Consider the following 12,889-nt stretch of genomic DNA (forward strand, 5'->3'; position numbering starts at 1 on the left):
GAGCCTCTTCCACCATGGAAGAGGCCCGTTCCAATCCGCCCGCATCGTCCTTCGCCTATCGCCTGCGCCGTGGCGCCGGGGGCATTGCCGACCGGTTGAAGCCCTTGTGGCAGCGCCGCCTGTTCCGCTGGGCCGCGATCCTGCTGGGCGGCTTCCTGCTCGCCATCTTCCTCTTCTGGCTGATCTTCGCGCGCGGCCTGCCCGACGCCACCTCGCTGCTCGAATATGAGCCGCCGCTGCCGACCATGGTGCGCGACATCAATGGCCAGCCGGTCCACAGCTATGCGCGCGAACGCCGGGTCCAGCTGCAATATAGCGATTATCCCCAACTGCTCATCCACGCCTATCTCGCGGCCGAGGACAAGACCTTCTTCGAGCATCATGGCGTCGACATTCCCGGTTTTGCCGGCGCCGTGTTCGATTATGCCAGCAAGCTCGGCTCGGGCCAGCGCGCGCGTGGCGGCTCCACCATCACCCAGCAGGTGGCGAAGAATCTGCTGATCGGCGATGAATATTCGCCCACGCGCAAGGTGAAGGAGATGATCCTCGCCTGGCGCATGGAAAATGTTCTCACCAAGCAGCAGATCCTCGAACTCTATCTCAACCAGATTTTCCTCGGCCGGAACGCCTATGGCGTGCAGGCGGCGGCGCGCGCCTATTTCGACAAGGACGTGGCCGATCTCCAGCTGCACGAAATGGCCTATCTGGCGATCCTGCCCAAGGGGCCGGCCAATTATCGCCCGGAAAGCACCACCGGCCATGCCCGCGCGATCGACCGACGCAACTGGGCGCTGGGCGAGATGGAGAAGAATGGCTGGATCAGCGCGGCCCAGCGCGACGCCGCCATCGCCCTGCCGCTCGGCACCGTTGCCGCCCATGGCTCAAGCTTCGACGCCAATGCCGGCGGCTATTATATGGAGGAGGTGCGCCGTCGCCTGATCCAGCAGTTCGGCGAAAAGGCGGAGGATGGCCCCAACAGCGTCTATGCCGGCGGCCTGTGGGTGCGCAGCCCCTATGATCCCGTCGCGCAGGACCATACCCAGACCGCGCTGCGCAACGGCCTGCTGCGCTTCGGCGCCGGGCGCGGCTGGTCTGGTCCGGTCGGTCATATCGACCCCGACAAGGGCTGGGAACGCGAACTTGCGGCCAGCTTCATCAGCGTCGATTATGCCGGCTGGCGCGTCGCCGCCGTCATCAGCCGCGACCGCAGTGGCGCGCAGATCGGCTTTGCCGACGGCACCACCGGCACGCTGCCCGCCAGCCTGGCGCAGTTGCCCTATCGCCGCACCGGCGGCCCTGCCATCTCGGCGATGAAGCCGGGCGACCTGATCATCGTCGCCCGCGACGGTGCCAGCTGGGCGCTGCGCAACATTCCCGAAGTGTCGGGCGGCATGGTGGTGGAGGAAGTGCATTCGGGCCGCATCCGCGCGATGCAGGGCGGCTTCGACTATCGCCTTTCCTCCTACAACCGCGCGACCCAGGCGCAGCGTCAGCCCGGCTCGACGATCAAGCCGTTCGTCTATGCCGCCGCGCTCGACAATGGCATGACGCCGGCCTCGATCATCGTCGACGGCCCGTTGTGCGTCTATCAGGGCGCCGGCCTTGGCCAGAAATGCTTCCGCAACTTCTCGGGCGGCAGCGCCGGGCCGCAGACGATGCGCTGGGGCGTCGAGCAGTCGCGCAACCTGATGACCGTGCGCGCCGCCAGCCAGACCGGCATGGACCGGGTCGTGCGCACCATCAAGAATATGGGCATCGGCGACTATCAGCCCTATCTCTCCTTCGCGCTCGGTGCGGGCGAGACGACGGTGGAGCGGATGGTCAACGCTTATGCCACGCTCGCCAATCAGGGGCGGCAATTCGCGCCCAAGCTGATGGACTATGTCCAGGATCGGCGCGGCAAGGTGATCTGGCCCGAACGCTGGCATCCCTGCGACAATTGCAACATGGCCAATTGGGACGGCAAGCCGATGCCGCGCTTCGGTTTCGAGGGGCGTCAGGTGATGAACCCGATGACCGCCTATCAGGTCGTCCACATCACCGAAGGCGTGATCCAGCGCGGCACCGCGACCGTGCTCGCCGACCTCAAGCGCCCGCTGTTCGGCAAGACCGGCACCACCAACGGTCCGACCAATGTCTGGTTCGTCGGCGGCTCGCCCGATCTCGTTGCCGGCGTCTATATCGGCTATGACCAGCCGCGCAGCCTGGGCGGCTGGGCACAGGGCGGCCGCATCGCCGCGCCGATCTGGAAGGAGGCGATGGCCCCGATCCTGGAGACCATGCCCAAGACGCCGTTCATCGCCCCGGCCGGTATCCGCATGGTCGCGATCGACCGCCGCTCGGGCAAGCGCGTCTATGGCGCCTGGCCGACCGATGAGCCCAAGCCCGCGGTCATCTGGGAAGCGTTCAAGCCCGAATCCGAACCGCGCCGCACCATCCGCAAGGAAGAGGCGGAGGCCCAGGCCAAGGTCGCGGCCAAGGCGGATGCCGTCCGCACCCGCCAGCGCAACGACGCCGACTTCCTGCAGGATCAGGGCGGCATCTATTGAGAGGCGGGCGCGTCGGCGCCCGCCCTCTTATCCTCAGCAGTGGCGCGGATTGGCGTCGCGGACCGACAGGCTGGCGGCGCTGCGCCGGCCCTCCAGCGCCTGCGCCAGCAATATCTGGGTCGATCGCACAGCATAGCAGAAGGCGCAGGCGATCGCGTCGCTGCAGGCATAGGGAACGGGGCCACTCCAGCGCGCCTGCAACAGGTCGATCAGCAGATTCTCGTCTTCGCTCAGCCGCGGTCCCCGGCCGGTGCGCAAGCCATGGCCGGTCACCTGCTCGCCCAGCCGCAACAGGCTGTCGAGCGCTGGGGATAGCTGTTCGCAGCCATAGCGTCGCAGCCGCAGATGCAACTGGGCCATCGCCGGCCGGCGTCGGCGTCGCGCCGCTGCCCAGCAGCGCACGGCGTCGAGCAGGATATAGAGGGTGGCCGGGCTGTGCGTCGCCGGCATGGGCGTGGTCGGGTTCATGGGATCGCCTTTCATGGTAAAAGGTTTTCCCCCTTGATGCGCCACCCTCGCGCGGGGCGGTCTGCGCCATCGGGCTAAGATGCGATTATGTCCGGCAGATTTCGGACCGTTGCCGCCCCCACCCTTCGGCGGATTGATCTTCCCAAAAAGCCCGGCCTGGGATAGGGGCAGGCGTTTGATGCGTTCGGGTAGCTGACGCTGGACGCCACGAGATTCTGGAGACCTCCCATGCGCGCCGAAGCGCAGCAATATATCGACCGTATCGACGCCGCGCTGGACCTGCTGCGCCGCTTCCTCGACTGGGACCGTGCGCTGCGCCGGCTGGACGAGCTGAACGCCCGCGTCGAGGATCCGACCCTGTGGGACAATGCCAAGCTGGCGCAGGAGGTGATGCGCGAGCGCACCCGTCTCGACAGCGCGATCGGTGCCACCCGCGCGATCGAGGCCGAAAAGACCGACAATGCCGAACTCATTGAAATGGCCGAGGCCGAAGGCGATGAGGACATGGTGTCCGAAGCCATCGCCGCGCTGAAGGCGCTGGCCGAGCGCGCCGACGAGGACAAGATCAAGGCGCTGCTGGCGGGCGAAGCCGATGCCAGCGACACCTATCTGGAAATCCACGCGGGCGCCGGCGGCACCGAAAGCCAGGACTGGGCCGAAATCCTCAGCCGCATGTATCGCCGCTGGGCCGAACGGCGCGGCTATAAGGTGGAACTGGTCGACTATCAGGCGGGCGAAACCGCCGGTATCAAGTCGGCCACTTTCCTCATCAAGGGCGAGAATGCCTATGGCTATGCCAAGACCGAAAGCGGCGTCCACCGCCTGGTCCGCATCAGCCCCTATGACAGCGCCGCGCGCCGCCACACCAGCTTCTCGTCGGTCTGGGTCTATCCGGTGATCGACGACAATATCGATATCGAGGTCAAGGAGAGCGACCTCAAGATCGATACCTATCGCGCATCGGGTGCGGGTGGTCAGCACGTCAACACCACCGACTCCGCGGTCCGCATCACCCACGTCCCCTCGGGCATCATCGTGGCGTCGCAGAATGACCGCTCGCAGCACAAGAACCGTGCCACCGCGATGAACATGCTGAAGGCGCGTCTGTACGAGGCGGAACTGCGCAAGCGCGAGGAAGCCGCGTCGACCGACTATGCCGCAAAGACCGAGATCGGCTGGGGCCACCAGATCCGCTCCTATGTACTCCAGCCCTATCAGCTGGTGAAGGATCTGCGCACCGGCGTCACCTCGACCGCCCCCGACGATGTGCTCGATGGCGCGCTCGATCCGTTCATGGCCGCTGCCCTGTCGCAGAAGGTCACGGGCGAGAAGGTCGACGTGGAGGATGTCGACTGATGATCCGCATGGTGCTGGCGGGGCCGTTGCTCCTGCTGGCAGCCTGCGGGCCGCTGGCAGGCGGCAATCAATCGGAACGCGCGGCCGGTGCCGCGTCCTTCCCCCGCGCCGATCGGCCGGTGGCGCCGATCGTGTCGACCCGCTGGTCGAGCGAGGAAGCGCGCGACCGGGTCAATGAGGCGGAAGATATCATGGACCGGGCCGGCATCCGGCCGGGCATGACCATTGCCGACATTGGTGCGGGCGAGGGCTATTATACCGTCCGCCTGGCCAAGCGCGTCGGCGCCAGGGGCCGGGTGCTGGCCGAGGATATATTGCCCGAGGTGATCGATGCGCTCAGCCGTCGCATCACCCGCGAAAACTGGACCAATGTCAGCGTGAAGCTGGGCGCGCCGGAAGATCCCAAGCTGCCCGAAAACAGCTTCGACCGCATCTTCATGGTCCATATGTATCATGAGATCGCCGAACCCTATGCGTTCCTGTGGCACCTCAGCCCCGCGCTGAAGGCCGATGGCGAACTGATCGTGGTCGATGCGGATCGGCCGACTGACCAGCATGGCACGCCCCGGCGCCTGCTCACCTGCGAACTGGCGGCGATGGGCTTCCGGCTGGAGGAGATGATCGCCAAGCCCACCGCCGGTGGCTATATGGCCCGCTTCCGCCGCAGCACTGCCCGCCCCGATCCGTCCAGCATCGTCCCCTGCGCGCTGCGCGGATAGGGGCCTGCCCAGTCCGGTTCGCGACGCGACAGTTTCATATCCGCCGAAGTTCACACCGTTATCGGGGTGATTCACCCTATTTGCGCCAGATATGCGCCTGCCGCGCGCCTGTAACGCGACAGTCGAGCAGAACGCGACGCGTCGCTGATGCGCGCCCGAAGCGACAGTGACGCGACAAGGGCGCGCCAGTCAGGCGTCGGCCAGCCATTGGCGGGATGTCGCGCATGGATTGGCAGGCACTTTCGTCCATGGACAAGGGTGGAGCAGAGAATGGCTGAATAGGAAAGGGCGGCTGACGACTGTCTCCCGTCATTGCGAGCGTAGCAAAGCAATCCACCAGCGCGAGATGGATTGCTTTGCTATGCTCGCAATGACGATCTTGCTTTGACAACTGACGACTAAAGTCGGTCGCAAATTCCTCCTTGCAGGGGAGGATGGTCTAGAAGCGACCAGAAGCGGCCCATCCCATCATCGTCACCCTGAACTTGTTTCAGGGTCCATTTCTCCCAATGGACCAATGGTTTGTTAGGCTTGATAGATGCTGAAACAAGTTCAGCATGACGTAGGTGGGATGGCCGCTCCCCACCGATGTCGCGCGGATCTAGTCCCGCGTGCCGGGCTGCCAATCCCTTGCGGCGCGCACGCCGGCCCGGCCGCGTCGCGCCAGTTCGCGTTTGAGGTCCGCAGGGTGGGGCGCGATCAGGAAGCCGAAGCTGACCGTCCCGTCCTTGGTTTCGACCGCATGGTGCAGCCGATGCGCCTGGACGATCCGCTTCATGTAGCGCGAGCGGGCGACATAGCGGTGGCGCACCCGCTGGTGGACGATGATGTCGTGGAAGCCGAGATAGATGGCGCCATAGGCGGCGACGCCGGCGCCCACGGCCGTCGCCCAATTGCCCCAGCCCCATTGCACCCCACCCAGCAATAGCAGGATGGAGGGCATGGCGAAGATCACGAAATAGAGGTCGTTGGCCTCGAAGAAGCCGGTCCGGGGGCGGTGGTGGCTGGCGTGGAGGAACCAGCCCGGCCCATGCATCACCCAGCGGTGCATCACATAGGCAAAACCCTCCATCAGCGCGATCGTGACGACGAAGAGCAGCAGGAGGGCGATCGGAGGCATCGGCGCCTTATAGGCAGCGGCGCGGGCCAAGGCGACCCGTAAACACCGCATATAGGAAAGGGCCGCGATCCCCCCTGGAGAGCGCGGCCCTGTTCATCCCCGAAGGGAAGGCGGATCAGAAGGAGGCGGTGAGCGAACCGAGCACGCCGGCCTTGCTGATATTGTGGCCTGCCGACGAATAGAGCGACTTGTCGGTGTCGACATAGGATACGCCGAAGGTTAGGTGACCCCAGGTGTAGGTCGCGCCGATATTCCAGTCGGTATATTCCTTGCCGATGGTCAGGTAGCTGGGGCCGAAGCTGTGGCCCAGATGCGCCGACACGCCCAGCGGGGTGTTGGGGATCGAGGCCGAGACGTCGCCGGCGAGGTAGAGATTGTCTTCCTTGCCATTGCCGACGGTCAGCGCCTTCGCCTTGGGGGCGTAGTTGGCGGTCAGCTTGGCGGTGGCGGGGCCGAACGTGCCCTTGATCGAGGCATAGGGCTCGACGAAGTCGGTGTTCGCACCGGCATTGCCCGGATAGTAATAATAGAGAACGCCGACGTCGATTGTCGCGCCGCCGACCGTGGTCGAATAGCCGCCGATCAGGTCGAGTTCCTGGTCCGAGCCGTTGGCGACATATTCGTCGATCGAGCTGCCCCAGGTCGAGACATAGAAGCCCGATTCATGGGTGACGGTGATGCCGCCCTGCAGCGCGAACTTCTTGTTGGTCTGTGAAATGCCGCGGAAGCGATAGTCGCTGACGACGGCCGCATTGCCGGTGACGGTGACCGCGGGAGCGGGCTCATCCTGGGCCATGGCGGGTGCCGACAGCGCAACAAGAGCGAAGGCCGAGAGGCCGAGAATGGACTTACGCATGATAATCCCCTTGATGGTTCTGCGATCGTCCCGCCTGCGTCCTGGCGCCTGCCTCTATGCTTCCCCCAGGGGAAGTGGGCCAGCTTGCCTCAACAAGTTTGGCCATGCCTGCGCGCGCTGCGGCGCACAAGATATTATTGCTATTTCATGTCTTTTGCGTCTTTTATTGTTGCTACGACGCAACAAGGTGCGCGGCTGCGATCGCCGGATGTCCGGCGTATCTGCATGATAAGGCATGATTTATTGGATATTCGAACGCTGTCGCGGTCGCTCAGGACGGGGAATGGTCAGAAATGTCGGGCTCATTCATTGCTGGATCATGTCTGTCCTGCGGCTGCCGCAATTCGATGATCTGGCGCGGATAGGGGACGATGATGCCCTGTGCCTTGAACTTGTCCAGCACCCGCATCAGCACGTCGGAGGTTACCCCGCCCACGCCATTTTCCGGATCGTTGATCCAGACGCGAATCTCATGCTCCAGCCGATATTGGCCGAGCGCGGTCAGCCATACCTTGGGCTCGGGATGCTTGAGCGCGCGCGGGCTTTCCTTCGCGGCTTCCAGCATCAGTTGCTGGGCCAGCGCGATGTCGCTGTCGTTGCTGATCCCCACCGGGATGCGGACGCGGATATTGCGGTCGGAATAGGACCAGTTCTCCACCTCCTGCGTCATCAGATTTTCGTTGGGGATGAGATGTTTCTTGCCGTCGCGGGTGATGATCGACACGGCGCGCACGCCGATCTTGCTGACCCAGCCGAAACTGTCGCCGACCGCGATCACGTCGCCCGGCTTGATCGATCGGTCCATCAGCAGGATGATGCCGGCGATCAGATTGCCGACCGTCTTCTGCAGGCCGAAGCCGACTGCCAGGCCCAGCGCCCCGGAAAAGACGGTGAAGGCGGTGAGGTCGATGCCCAATATGTCGATGCCGATGAAGAAGGCGGCGATGATGACGGCGATGCCGGCCAGCTTCTGGCCCAGCAACTTCTGGGTCGGGTCGAGATCGGGCGCCTTCTGGATGCTGCGCCGGATCAGCCGGTTGGCAAGGCGGATGCCGGCAAGCAGCGCGACCAATGTCGCCGCAACCGACAATAGGTCGAGCAGGCTGATCCGCCGCTTGCCGAGCGTCAGCGCGACATCGTCGAGCATCGAGCCTACCGGCGCGATGCCGCCGCTGCTGCCCGATATCACCATGACGAACAGCAGCAGGGCGAGCGGGGTGATCGCCCAGCGCGGGAAGCTGAGCGCCTGCAGCAGATGCAGCGCGAACAGGGCGACGGCGAGGGCGAGCGCGGCGCCCAGGATCAGATGGGCGATGCTGTCCGCCGGCCACAGCGCCAGTGCCGTCGCGAACAGTGGCGCGCTGATCGCATGGCGCAGCATCGGGCGGACATGGGTGGATGCCAGTTCGCTGAGGGCAGGCAGGCGCTCGCGGATGCGCGGGGCCAGCAGCCGCGCCAGGCCATAGGCCATGGCATGGAGCAGCAGCGCGATGCCGACCGCGATCAGCGGCTGGGTGATGTCCGCATTGCCCGGCAGTCGGGCCAGCCATGCGGACAACTGCGTCATCCGCGGGCGGCCCGGAAGCGGGCGAGACCGGCGTCAAGGTCGGCGATCAGGTCGGCGGGATCCTCCAACCCGATCTGCAGCCGGATGACCGGCCCTTCGGCCTGCCATACGGTCGCGGTGCGATAGCGGGCGGGATCGACCGGCAGGGCCAGGCTCTCGAACCCGCCCCAGCTATAGCCGATGCCGAAATGAGCGAGCCCGTCGATCAGCGCGGCGCGGGCCGCCTCGTCGCCGCCCTGCAGCACGAAGCTGAACAGGCCGGTCGAGCCGCTGAAGTCGCGCGCCCACAATTCATGGCCGGGGCAGTCGGGTAGCGCCGGGTGCAGCACGCGGGCGACATCGGGCTGCGCGGTCAGCCACTGCGCGATCTCAAGCGCGCTCGCCTGATGCTGGGCCAGGCGGACGCCGAGCGTGCGCAGGCCGCGGCTGGCGAGCCAGGCATCGTCGGGGCTGGTCATCTGGCCGAACAGATAGGCAGACTGGCGGACCTTGGGGAACAGCGCCGGCGTGGCGGTGACCGACCCCATCATCACGTCGCTATGGCCGACAATATATTTGGTGCAGGCGAGGATCGCGAGGTCCACGCCATGGGCCAGAGCCGGGAAGAAGAGCGGCGTTGCCCAGGTATTGTCGAGCAGGGTGGTGATGCCGCGATCGCGTGCGATAGCGGTGATCGCCGGCACGTCCTGCACCTCGAAGGTCAGGCTGCCGGGGCATTCCAGGAAGATGGCGCGGGTGCGATCGGTCAACAGGTCGGCGATACCGGCGCCGATGGTCGGATCATAATAGAGCGTCTCGACGCCGAAGGGTTTCAGCACCTGTTCGCAGAAATTGCGGGTCGGGTCATAGGCGCTGTCGACCATCAGCAACTGGTCGCCCGGCCGCAGCACAGCCATCAGCGCGCAGGCGATCGCCGCCACGCCCGAGGGGAAGAGCATCGTGCCCTCCGCGCCCGGCTCCATTTCGGTCAGCGCGTCGGCCAGGCTCCAACTGGTCGGCGTGCCCTTGCGCCCGTAGAACAGCCGCTCATGGGTGCTGCTGCCGGCCGCCTTCCGCAGATGGGCGACATCGTCATAAAGGATGGTCGAGGCGCGCCAGACGCCCGGACTGACGATCGCGCCGGGTTGCCCCGGCATGCCGGTCCAGTCGGCGCGTCGGCCGGCCTGCGCCAGCTTGGTCAGCGGCCTTCTGCTGTCCTCGCTCATGCGGCCGGCCCGGTCGCCTTGGGCGTGGCCGGATCGAACCCCCATTCCGACCAACTGCCGTCATAGAGGCTGACGTCGCGCTTCCCGAGCGTTTCGAGCGCGGCAAGGATGATCGCGGCGGTCACGCCACTGCCGCAGGTGGTGATGATCGGCCGGTCGAGATCGGTGCCGGCGTCCAGCAGCAGGCGGCGCAGTTCCTCGCCCTGCTTCAGACTGTTGTCGGCGGCAAAGAAGGCGGAGGAGGGGATGTTGCGGCTGCCGGGGATATGGCCCGACGCCATGCCGGGGCGCGGTTCGGCCTCGGCGCCGGTGAAGCGCCCCGCGCCGCGCGCGTCGAGCAACTGCGCCGTGCCGCTGTCGAGATTGGCGAGGATGTCCGCCTTGCTGCGCACCTGCGTCCGGTCGAGCCGGGCGACGGCATTGCCGGGCGCGATGGCGGGCGTGCCGCTGTCGACCGGCCGGCCTTCGGCGACCCATTTGGGCAGGCCGCCGTCGAGGATTGCTGCGGATGCGCCGAGGCCATAGACGCGCATCATCCACCAGCCGCGCGCCGCGCTGTGGGTCGGGCTGTTGTCATAGACGACGATGCGGCTGTCGGCGTTGACGCCCAGCGCCTGCATGCGCTGCGTCATCAGCGCGTCGGGCGGCAATTGGCCCGGCACCGGATCGGCGGGGTCGCTGAGGCTCGGCAGGTCCATGAAGGCGGCGCCGGGAATATGGGCCGCGTCGAACTCGGCGCGCGGGTCGCGCGGCGTGCCGGGCAGGAACAGGCTGGCGTCGAGAATGACGAGATCGGGCTTGCCGATTTCGCCGGCCAGCCAGTCGGTGGAAACGAGAATGTCCATGCGGCCCCTTTTGCCTTGTCCGGCAGGCACTTTAGGAGCGCCTGACCGGACAGGAAAGGGAAATGCTCAGGCCGGCGGCACTTCGGCGGCGGCGCGGGCGGCCGGCCGGCGAAATTGGCGCGGCCCCTGGTCGAGGCGGAAGGGCGACAGGCGTTCGGCGGGCGGCTCCTGTTCCTGGCCGACGATGAAGGCGCGGCCGGTGCGGCCGGTGCCTTCGGGCGCTTCCTCATCCTCGCCCCAGCGATAATGGGCGTCGAAGGCGGCGATCGGCACCAGCAGTGCCCGCTCGCCCATCGTCACCGGCACGATCTCGTCCTGGGCCAGGCGCAGCTCGTTGGTCATGCGCACGGTTTCGCCCGGCGCGATCGAGACGATCGAATGCAGCGGCATGCCGGTCTCGCCACCGAAGAAATGGCGCAGCAACGCATCCTGTTGCGCGCCCGCATTGCCCAATATGCCGCGCACCATGATGTCGCGGGCCGGGCGATCGCCGCGATTGTGGAGCAGCAGCGTATAGCCGATGGTCACGCCGATCAGCGAGGAGCGGGCGAGGCTGATGTCGAGGCCGAGGTCGATCCAGGGGCGATCGCCGGCGTCGCTGGCCGGCGCCGATGCTACGGGTTCGGGGGCGGGTGCTGGCGTGGGCGCGGGAGCAGGCGCCGGAGCAGGCGGGGGCGGCGCGACGGGGGCCGGGGCTGGCCGGGGCGCTGCCGGGGGTGGCGCGCTCGCCGGCGCGGCGTCGACCTCCTCCGCCGCACGACGGCGCCGCATCAGCAGAAAGCCGGCGATCACCGCCAGCGCGGCGATGGCGGCGGCGATCCAGGGCCAGCTCAGCCCCTGCGCTTCGGCGTCCGGTGCGGGTTCGGCAGTGGTGACACTTTTGTCGGCCGTGACCGGCTCGGGCGCGGGCAGGGCGGCTGGCGGCGGCGTTTCCACCGCATTGGCGGCATTGTCCGGTTCCGCCACAGCGGGCGCCGGGCTGGGCTGCGCTGGCATGGTGTCGCGCGCGGCCGGGCGTTCGGCCGGGGTGGGGGCGGGCGTCGTGCGCGCGTTGCGCGGTGTTTCGGTTCGCGTCGGCGCTGGCGTCGGTGTCGGGCGCTGCGATGCGGGGGCAGGCGTGGGCGCGCGCTGGGTCGGCGCCGGCGTCACCGTGGGGGCGACGATCGGCGGCAGCGACGGCGTGGGTGTCGGGGTCGGCGTTGCCGTGCCCCGGAACACGTCGAGTTCCGGGCCTTGACGGCGCGGATCATCGGCCGGCGGCGGCGGCGCGGCGCGCTGCAGATTGACGACCGGATCGCTGCCGGTGGCTTGCTGTGCCAGCGCGGGCGTGACTGCCAGCAGCGGCAGGGCGGAAAGGAACAGACGCATAGACCCCATGGCCCTGCCAAGGCAGAAATTTTGCTGAACGCCAGATGAACGGACGGCCTTGCGCGCCGGACCGATGACAAATTGCGTGTAATCGACTACATGCGCCCTCATGACCGATACCCCGCTCCATCTCGGCCGCGCCAGTACCCTGCCGCAGCGGCCCGAGGACGCCGTCCTCGACTATGTCCCCAATCCCCGTCCGGGCAAGCCCTATCTGGTGCGCTTCACGGCGCCGGAATTCACCTCGCTGTGCCCGGTGACCGGCCAGCCCGACTTTGCGCATCTGGTGATCGACTATGCGCCCGGCGCGACCATCGTCGAATCCAAGGCGCTCAAGCTGTTCCTGGGCAGCTTCCGCAACCATGCCGGCTTCCACGAGGATTGCACCGTCGGCATCGGTGAGCGGCTGTTCACCGAAATGCAGCCGATCTGGCTGCGCATCGGCGGCTATTGGTATCCGCGCGGCGGCATCCCGATCGACGTCTTCTGGCAGTCGGGCGAACCGCCCGCTGGCCTGTGGCTGCCGCCGCAGGACGTGCCGGGCTATCGCGGCCGGGGATAAGTTTCCATTTCATCCTCCCCTGTAAGGGGAGGTGGCTGGCCGAAGGCCAGACGGAGGGGTGTCGCCCTCTCGATAGAAGTGACACCCCTCCACCATTTGCTGCGCAAATGGTCCCCCTCCCCTTGCAGGGGAGGATGAACGAGACCTTGTCCGCTGATTAGAGACGAGGAAGCTCTTTCTTGTTGGACGAACGCGCAACAGGCTTCGACCAACGACATTCTCTTGCGGATAGTTCACTTGACCCCCCGCGGGAAAGGGCCGATCCGGTTTGCAT

11 protein-coding genes are annotated in these 12,889 nt (G+C 66.6%); 4 read left to right on the forward strand and 7 right to left on the reverse strand.

The genetic code is table 11. The annotated features are described in order from the left end of the window. Positions 1-14: 14 nt before the first annotated feature. On the forward strand, positions 15-2,549 hold the full coding sequence (locus VHN57_RS23605; RefSeq protein ID WP_374549699.1) for a penicillin-binding protein 1A: 2,535 nt from the start codon (positions 15-17) through the stop codon (positions 2,547-2,549). Positions 2,550-2,582: 33 nt separating this feature from the next. On the opposite strand, the gene VHN57_RS23610 is transcribed toward VHN57_RS23605, so the two are convergent. Then, a complete protein-coding gene (locus VHN57_RS23610) occupies positions 2,583-3,017 on the reverse strand; it encodes a hypothetical protein (protein ID WP_423285849.1) in 435 nt (144 codons plus the stop codon). Between the two features lie 228 nt (positions 3,018-3,245). Between VHN57_RS23610 and prfB the strand changes: the two genes are divergently transcribed. Together prfB and VHN57_RS23620 are read left to right on the forward strand one after the other, a co-directional pair. Continuing rightward, entirely contained in the window at positions 3,246-4,373 is a 1,128-nt protein-coding gene (gene prfB, locus VHN57_RS23615) for a peptide chain release factor 2 (protein ID WP_004210053.1), read from the forward strand. Beyond that, complete coding sequence (locus tag VHN57_RS23620; protein ID WP_010336906.1) at positions 4,373-5,092, forward strand: class I SAM-dependent methyltransferase; 720 nt, start codon at positions 4,373-4,375, stop codon at positions 5,090-5,092. Before prfB ends, VHN57_RS23620 begins: the two co-directional genes overlap by 1 nt. A 601-nt stretch (positions 5,093-5,693) precedes the next feature. Here VHN57_RS23620 and VHN57_RS23625 read toward each other — a convergent pair. From VHN57_RS23625 to VHN57_RS23650, 6 genes are all read right to left on the reverse strand, one after another. Beyond that, complete coding sequence (locus VHN57_RS23625; RefSeq protein WP_037491955.1) at positions 5,694-6,212, reverse strand: sterol desaturase family protein; 519 nt, start codon at positions 6,210-6,212, stop codon at positions 5,694-5,696. Between the two features lie 115 nt (positions 6,213-6,327). Further along, positions 6,328-7,068 carry a TorF family putative porin gene (locus VHN57_RS23630; protein WP_004210057.1) on the reverse strand — a complete coding sequence of 247 codons (741 nt, stop codon included), beginning with the start codon at positions 7,066-7,068 and terminating at the stop codon, positions 6,328-6,330. Between the two features lie 271 nt (positions 7,069-7,339). Next, a complete protein-coding gene (locus VHN57_RS23635) occupies positions 7,340-8,635 on the reverse strand; it encodes a mechanosensitive ion channel family protein (protein WP_278985552.1) in 1,296 nt (431 codons plus the stop codon). Next, on the reverse strand, positions 8,632-9,840 hold the full coding sequence (gene metC, locus VHN57_RS23640) for a cystathionine beta-lyase (protein ID WP_278985551.1): 1,209 nt from the start codon (positions 9,838-9,840) through the stop codon (positions 8,632-8,634). Before metC ends, VHN57_RS23635 begins: the two co-directional genes overlap by 4 nt. Then, positions 9,837-10,685, reverse strand: a complete 849-nt coding sequence (gene sseA / locus VHN57_RS23645; protein WP_278985550.1) for a 3-mercaptopyruvate sulfurtransferase — start codon at positions 10,683-10,685, stop codon at positions 9,837-9,839. The genes metC and sseA overlap by 4 nt, the downstream gene beginning before the upstream one ends. A 66-nt stretch (positions 10,686-10,751) precedes the next feature. Then, positions 10,752-12,053 carry a hypothetical protein gene (locus VHN57_RS23650; protein WP_278985556.1) on the reverse strand — a complete coding sequence of 434 codons (1,302 nt, stop codon included), beginning with the start codon at positions 12,051-12,053 and terminating at the stop codon, positions 10,752-10,754. Positions 12,054-12,162: 109 nt separating this feature from the next. On the opposite strand from VHN57_RS23650, the gene queF reads away from it, so the two are divergent. Next, positions 12,163-12,615, forward strand: a complete 453-nt coding sequence (gene queF, locus VHN57_RS23655) for a preQ(1) synthase (protein ID WP_004210067.1) — start codon at positions 12,163-12,165, stop codon at positions 12,613-12,615. Positions 12,616-12,889 lie beyond the last annotated feature (274 nt).

The organism is Sphingobium salicis subsp. salicis (assembly GCF_049472635.1).
GTDB lineage: Bacteria > Pseudomonadota > Alphaproteobacteria > Sphingomonadales > Sphingomonadaceae > Sphingobium > Sphingobium yanoikuyae_A.

Excerpts from the sequence above, each read along its gene's own strand:
- VHN57_RS23650 (WP_278985556.1), bottom strand. The coding sequence starts at position 12,053 with ATGCGTCTGTTCCTTTCCGCCCTGCCGCTGCTGGCAGTCACGCCCGCG.
- VHN57_RS23625 (WP_037491955.1), bottom strand. The coding sequence starts at position 6,212 with ATGCCTCCGATCGCCCTCCTGCTGCTCTTCGTCGTCACGATCGCGCTG.
- prfB (WP_004210053.1), top strand. The coding sequence starts at position 3,246 with ATGCGCGCCGAAGCGCAGCAATATATCGACCGTATCGACGCCGCGCTG.
- metC (WP_278985551.1), bottom strand. The coding sequence starts at position 9,840 with ATGAGCGAGGACAGCAGAAGGCCGCTGACCAAGCTGGCGCAGGCCGGC.
- VHN57_RS23635 (WP_278985552.1), bottom strand. The coding sequence starts at position 8,635 with ATGACGCAGTTGTCCGCATGGCTGGCCCGACTGCCGGGCAATGCGGAC.
- VHN57_RS23610 (WP_423285849.1), bottom strand. The coding sequence starts at position 3,017 with ATGAACCCGACCACGCCCATGCCGGCGACGCACAGCCCGGCCACCCTC.
- sseA (WP_278985550.1), bottom strand. The coding sequence starts at position 10,685 with ATGGACATTCTCGTTTCCACCGACTGGCTGGCCGGCGAAATCGGCAAG.
- VHN57_RS23630 (WP_004210057.1), bottom strand. The coding sequence starts at position 7,068 with ATGCGTAAGTCCATTCTCGGCCTCTCGGCCTTCGCTCTTGTTGCGCTG.
- VHN57_RS23605 (WP_374549699.1), top strand. The coding sequence starts at position 15 with ATGGAAGAGGCCCGTTCCAATCCGCCCGCATCGTCCTTCGCCTATCGC.
- queF (WP_004210067.1), top strand. The coding sequence starts at position 12,163 with ATGACCGATACCCCGCTCCATCTCGGCCGCGCCAGTACCCTGCCGCAG.
- VHN57_RS23620 (WP_010336906.1), top strand. The coding sequence starts at position 4,373 with ATGATCCGCATGGTGCTGGCGGGGCCGTTGCTCCTGCTGGCAGCCTGC.